At 64.1% G+C, this 6,137-nt stretch carries 6 protein-coding genes; 5 read left to right on the top strand and 1 reads right to left on the bottom strand.

The features are described from left to right. Positions 1-342 precede the first annotated feature (342 nt). The gene (locus AC07SI_RS29040; RefSeq protein ID WP_065907366.1) at positions 343-1,239 is read right to left on the bottom strand and encodes a LysR substrate-binding domain-containing protein; all 897 of its coding nucleotides are present in this window, start codon (positions 1,237-1,239) and stop codon (positions 343-345) included. A gap of 172 nt (positions 1,240-1,411) precedes the next feature. Between AC07SI_RS29040 and AC07SI_RS29035 the strand changes: the two genes are divergently transcribed. The 5 genes from AC07SI_RS29035 to AC07SI_RS29015 all read left to right on the top strand — a co-directional run bounded on the left by AC07SI_RS29035 (position 1,412) and on the right by AC07SI_RS29015 (position 6,128). Continuing rightward, entirely contained in the window at positions 1,412-2,359 is a 948-nt protein-coding gene (locus AC07SI_RS29035) for a branched-chain amino acid ABC transporter permease (protein WP_495007025.1), read from the top strand. After that, complete coding sequence (locus tag AC07SI_RS29030) at positions 2,356-3,441, top strand: ABC transporter permease subunit (RefSeq protein ID WP_495007024.1); 1,086 nt, start codon at positions 2,356-2,358, stop codon at positions 3,439-3,441. Before AC07SI_RS29035 ends, AC07SI_RS29030 begins: the two co-directional genes overlap by 4 nt. Next, positions 3,438-4,211, top strand: a complete 774-nt coding sequence (locus AC07SI_RS29025; protein ID WP_495007023.1) for an ABC transporter ATP-binding protein — start codon at positions 3,438-3,440, stop codon at positions 4,209-4,211. The genes AC07SI_RS29030 and AC07SI_RS29025 overlap by 4 nt, the downstream gene beginning before the upstream one ends. Continuing rightward, positions 4,204-4,920 (top strand): ABC transporter ATP-binding protein, encoded by a 717-nt coding sequence (locus AC07SI_RS29020; RefSeq protein WP_495007022.1) that lies wholly within the window; start codon positions 4,204-4,206, stop codon positions 4,918-4,920. Before AC07SI_RS29025 ends, AC07SI_RS29020 begins: the two co-directional genes overlap by 8 nt. Positions 4,921-4,988: 68 nt before the next feature. Beyond that, the gene (locus tag AC07SI_RS29015) at positions 4,989-6,128 is read left to right on the top strand and encodes a branched-chain amino acid ABC transporter substrate-binding protein (RefSeq protein WP_065907358.1); all 1,140 of its coding nucleotides are present in this window, start codon (positions 4,989-4,991) and stop codon (positions 6,126-6,128) included. Positions 6,129-6,137: the final 9 nt, after the last annotated feature.

Raw genomic sequence — 6,137 nt, 5'->3', positions numbered from 1 at the left:
CGGTGTGTCAGGCACAGCAGGGCTATCAGTACCGCCGCCTTCGCAGCCTCGCTAAAGCTCGACATCTCCCACAGTTGGGCGGAGTGGTGGCTGGAATCTCAGCCACATAGCGAAACCTAGTGGTCGCTGGGATCCAGCTCACCCAGCGACACTCTGCAGAAACTGCAATCAGCGAAACCCGGTGCTTGCTCAAATCCCAGCCACACAACTGCCCCCCCCTGTGGGAGCCGTCGAGCCCCAGCGAGGCCGCGAAGGCGGTGTGTCAGGCACAGAAGATCTGTCAGCCCCACCGCCCTCGCAGCCGCGCTATTACTCCACCGCTCCCATCGTTCAAATCGCGCTCTACACCGCGATCAAGCTGCGCTTGATCCAGTCATACAAGTCATTCCCCTCGCTCGACAATTCGCTGTTGGCCCGTCGGCACAGGTAGTACTGGCGGCCGTCGTTGACCTGCAGGTCGAACAGCTTCACCAACTCACCACTGGCCACATGTGGCGTCACCAGCGGCTCGCGCAGCAAGGCGCAGCCGAGGCCGGTGAGGGTGGCCGTGAGGGCCAGTTGGCCATCTTCCAACAGCAACCCATTGAGCGCCGTGGCGTCGACTTCGGCGGCTTCGAACCATTGGCCCCAGGTGCCGCGTTCTTCGTCGTGCAGCAGGGGCAGTTGGCTCAGGGCCTGCGGTGTGTCGATGGGGCCGTGTTGTGCCAGGAATGCGCGACTGCAATAGGGTGTGACCGCGCCGCAAATCAACGGCTCGCTGTGATAGCCCGGCCAGTGCCCGGTGCCGAAGCGGATCGACAGGTCGGCCGCGTCGCTGGGGTAGCTGCGGTGGTTGGCGTAGGTCACGTTGATGTCCAGCGCCGGGTGATCCTTGAGGAAGTCGGCCAGGCGCGGGATGAACAGGTTGATGCCAAACAACGGGATCAGACTGATGGTGACCTGGCGCGTGGCGCTTTTCTCGCGCACGTGTTCGGTGGCGCTGCGCAGTACCGCGAACGCCGAGCGAATCGCACGGTAATACTCGCGGCCTTCATCGGTGAGTACCAGGTTGCGGCCCTGGCGCAAGGTCAGCGGCTGTTGCAGGAAATCTTCGAGCAAGTGCAGTTGATGGCTGATCGCCGAGGCGGATACGTCCAGCTCGCGCGCGGCGGCATTCACCCCACCATGGCGCGCAAACGCTTCGAAGGTGCGCACGGCGCGCAGGGGAGGGTCATTGGCTAACTGTTCTAATTTATTCATGTGTTGAATTAAATACCAACTCTTTGCGTAAATAAAGAGCCATAAATGCCGTAAGCATGGCGTAAATAACCTGTTATCGCTTTGGTATAACCATATGACTTTCTGATATTTGATAAAAACAGAATAGATGCTTAGTGTGCCGCCCTTGTACGCACTGAGGTTCAGGGTCCTGATGGATGGGTTTATCCAACAACTGCTCAATGGCTTGATGACGGGCAGTCTCTACGCGCTGGTGGCCCTGGGTTACACCATGGTCTACGGCATTTTGCGCATCATCAACTTTGCCCATGGCGATGTCTTGATGATCGGCGCGCTGGTGGGCTTGTCGGTGATCCGCCTGCTGCAAGCCACCTGGCCGACATTGCCGCCGGTGCTGGTGTTGCTGTTGGCCACGCTGGTCGCGATGGCGTTCTGTGCGCTGCTGGCCGTGGTGATCGAGCGTGTGGCCTATCGCCGCCTGCGCCACGCCCCGCGCCTGGCGCCGCTGATCAGTGGTATCGGCGTGTCGCTGCTGCTGCAGACCTTCGCCATGCTGGTGTGGACGCGCAACCCGCAGATGTTCCCGCAACTGCTGCCGCTGGAACCCATCGAAGTGCTGGCCGGCGCTTCGGCGCACCCGGCGATCACCAACGCCACCGCGCTGACCACCATCGCCATCGCGTTGTCGGTGATGGTCGCGCTGCTGGTGCTGGTCGAGCGCACCCGCTTTGGCCGGGCCATGCGCGCCGTGGCAGAGAACCCGCAAGTCGCCAGCCTGATGGGCATCAACCCCAACCGCATCATCGTGCTCACCTTCGCCATCGGCGGTGCCCTGGCGGCGCTGGCCGGGGTGATGATGGCCAGCAACTACGGCAGCGCGCATTTCTACATGGGCTTCCTGCCGGGGATCAAGGCCTTTACCGCAGCGGTACTGGGCGGAATCGGCAACCTCAAGGGCGCGATGCTCGGTGGCCTGCTGCTGGGGCTGATCGAAGCCCTGGGCACCGGCTATCTCGGTGCCGCCACCAACGGCGTGTTCGGCAGTAATTACCAGGATGTGTTCGCCTTTATCGTGTTGATCGCGGTGCTGGTATTCCGGCCGTCCGGGCTGCTGGGCGAACGCTTGGCGACGCGCGCATGAGCCACTCTCTGACCGCCAACAAACGCGCGACCCTCGGCCTGCTGCTATTCGCCGTGGCCCTGGTGCTGGCGCCGTGGATCGTCGGGCATGCCGGCGGCAACACCTGGGTACGCACCCTGGATTTTGCCTTGCTGTACATCATGCTCGCCCTCGGGCTGAACATCGTGGTCGGCTACGCCGGGCTGCTGGACATGGGCTTTATCGCGTTCTACGCGGTGGGCGCCTACCTTGCCGCGCTGCTGTCGTCGCCGCACCTGTTGCAGCAGTTCCCGGCGCTGGTGGCGTGGCTGCCGGCGGGGATGCACACCTCGATCTGGCTGATCCTGCCATTGGGCGCTTTGCTCGCCGCCGGCTGCGGGGTGGTGCTCGGGGCGCCGACCTTGCGCCTGCGTGGCGACTACCTGGCCATCGTCACCCTCGGCTTTGGCGAGATCATCCGCATCCTGCTGCGCAACCTCGATCGCCCGGTGAATATCACCAACGGCCCCAAAGGCATTTCGCAAGTCGATCCGGTCAGCCTGCTGGGCGTGAACCTGGGGCGCACCCAAGAGCTGTTCGGCCTGCGCCTGCCGTCGGTGTACCTCTATTACTACCTGTTTGCCGCGCTGGTGGTGCTGATCCTGTTCGCCTGCATTCGCCTCGAGCGCTCGCGCATCGGCCGCGCCTGGGTGGCGATCCGCGAAGACGAAGAAGCGGCGCAGGCCATGGGCGTGAACACCGTGCGCCTCAAGCTGCTGGCGTTCGCGATTGGCGCCGCGTTCGGCGGCGTGAGCGGCGCGCTGTTCGCAGCGTTCCAGGGTTTTGTCTCGCCGGAATCGTTCACCCTCAATGAGTCCATCGCGGTGCTGGCGATGGTGGTGCTCGGCGGCATGGGCTATATCCCCGGGGTGATGCTCGGATGCGTGCTGCTGGCTGCGCTGCCCGAAGCCCTGCGCGCGAGCATGGGCCCGCTGCAGCAGGCGTTGTTCGGCCAGGTACTGGTCGACCCGGAAATCATCCGTCAGTTGTTCTACGGCCTGGCGCTGATCCTGGCGATGCTCTACCGACCTGCCGGGCTATGGCCCAAAGGAGTGGCACGATGAACGCACCGTTGTTGCAGATTGACCACGTCAACAAGCACTTCGGCGGCGTCGCGGCGCTGACCGACGTGAGCCTGAGCATCCAGCCCGGCGAAATCTACGGGCTGATCGGCCCCAATGGCGCCGGCAAGACCACCTTCTTCAATGTCATGACCGGCCTCTACACCCCGGATTCCGGGCGCTTCCAGCTGGACGGGCGCGAGTACCGGCCGACCAGCGTGCACCAGGTGGCCGAAGCCGGCATCGCGCGCACGTTCCAGAATATCCGCCTGTTCAATGCCATGAGCGCGCTGGAAAACGTCATGGTCGGGCGCCATGTGCGCACCCGCAATGGCCTGTGGGCCGCCTTGAGCCGCCATCGCCGCGCCCGTGATGAAGAGGCGCAAACCCGCGCGCATGCCCACCGTTTGCTCGCCTATGTGGGCCTGGCCGGCTTTGCCAACTATCGCGCCGACAGCCTGAGCTACGGCCACCAGCGCCGCCTGGAAATCGCCCGCGCGCTGGCCACCGAACCGCGCCTGCTGGCGCTGGACGAACCGGCGGCGGGCATGAACGCCAGTGAGAAAGTGCAACTGCGCGGCCTGCTGGAAAAAATCCGCGACGACGGCCACACGCTGTTGTTGATCGAGCACGACGTCAAGCTGGTGATGGGCGTGTGCGACCGCATCAGTGTGCTCGATTACGGCCAGGTCATTGCCGTCGGGCCACCGGCCGAGGTACGTCAGCACCCGGCCGTGATCCAGGCCTATTTGGGAGCCAGTGCACATGTCTGAAGCCCTGTTGCACGTCGACGGTTTGCAGGTGCGCTACGGCGCGATCGAGGCGGTCAAGTCCCTGGACCTGCAGATCGCCGAAGGCGAACGCGTGACGCTGATCGGTGCCAATGGCGCCGGCAAGACCTCCAGCCTCAAGGCGTTGACCGGCATGCTGCCGGCCGCCAAGGGCACGATCCGGTTTGCCGGGCGCTCGATTCGGGGCCAGGCACCGGACCAACTGCTGCGCCAGGGCATCGCCATGGTGCCGGAAGGGCGCGGGATTTTTGCGCGGATGAGTGTGCTGGAAAACCTGCAGGCCGGTGCCTTTGTGCGCCGCGACCACGCGCAGGTGCAGCGTGAAATGCGCCAGTTGTTCGAACACTTCCCGCGCCTCGAAGAGCGCCTGCAACAGTCCGCCGGGCTGCTGTCAGGCGGTGAGCAACAGATGCTCGCCCTGGCCCGTGCGCTGCTGTCGCGCCCGCGCCTGCTGATCCTCGATGAGCCGTCCATGGGCCTGGCGCCGATCATGGTCGAGAAGATCTTCCAGGTGATCGACGACGTCTGCCGCCAGGGCATGACGTTGTTGCTGGTGGAGCAGAACGCTCGGCTGGCGCTGCAGGTCACCGACCGCGCGTACGTGATGGACACCGGGCGCATCAGCCTTGTCGGTCCGTCCGCCGCATTGCTTGAACACCCCGAGGTGCGCAGCGCCTACCTCGGTGAATAGAACCCAACCATGACGCTACCGGACGCCCGGCGTATTTCGACCCGCCCGAAAAGACACAGGAACGACTGATGAAGACTTTGAAGCAAACCGTATTGATAGGCCTGGCCCTGAGCAGCCTGGCAAGCGCCGTGGCCCAGGCCGACCAGACCGTGTTGATTGGCTTGGCGGGCCCGCTGACCGGCCCGTCCGCGCGGATCGGCAAAGACCTGGAAAATGGCGCGCAACTGGCCATCGACCGGGCCAACGCCCAGCACCCGAAGATCAACGGTGAAGCGGTGACTTTCAAGCTGGTGTCCGAAGACGACCAGTCTGACCCGCGCACAGCCGTGACCGTCGCCCAGCGCCTGGTGGATGAGGGCGTGGTCGGCGTGGTCGGCCACTGGAATACCGGCACCAGCATCCCGGCGGCGCGGGTGTACCACGACGCCGGCATCGCCCAGGTCGCGCCGGTGGCCACCGGGCATGCCTACACGCAGCAGGGTTTCGACACCAGTTTCCGCATCATGGGCCATGACGACGATGGCGGTCAGGTGGCCGGCGCCTATGCCTTGAACACGCTCAAGGCGCAACGCATTGCCGTGATCGACGACCGCACCGCCTTCGGCCAGGGCCTGGCAGACCAGTTCGTCAAATCCATCCAGGCCGGGGGCGCCAAGGTGGTTGCCCGTGAATATGTCGACGACAAGACCATCGACTTCAGCGCGGTGCTTACCAACATCCGCAGCCAGAACCCCGACCTGATCTTCTTCGGCGGCGTTGACGCCCAGGCCGCGCCGCTGGCCCGACGCATCAAGCAGTTGGGCATCAAGGCACCGTTGATGGGGGCCGGCGGGTTTGTCAGCCAGACCTTCCTGCAACTGGCGCAGAACGAAGGCGAGGGCGTGATTGCCCTGGAGCCGGGCCTGGCGGTTGCACAGATGCCGGGTGGCAAGGCGTTCGAACAGGCCTATAAAGAACGCTACAAAACCAATATCGAACTGCACGCGCCGTTTGCCTACGACGGCGTCGGCGTGCTGGTGGCGGCGATTGAAAAGGCCGATTCGGTTGATCCGCAGAAGTACCTGCCGGTGCTGCGCGCCATCAGTTACCCGGGCGTGACCGGCACCATTGCCTTCGATGCCGAGGGTAACTTGAAGAAACCGTCGTTCACCGTTTACCAGGTCAAGGCCAATCAATGGCAGCCGGTGAGTGTGGCAGGCGGTCAATAACCGCCGACG

The sequence above is a fragment of the Pseudomonas sp. GW821-FHT05D12 genome, from assembly GCF_059419825.1.
The sequence above is the reverse complement of the archived record's forward strand: the minus strand, read 5'-3'. Positions and strand labels throughout refer to the sequence as shown.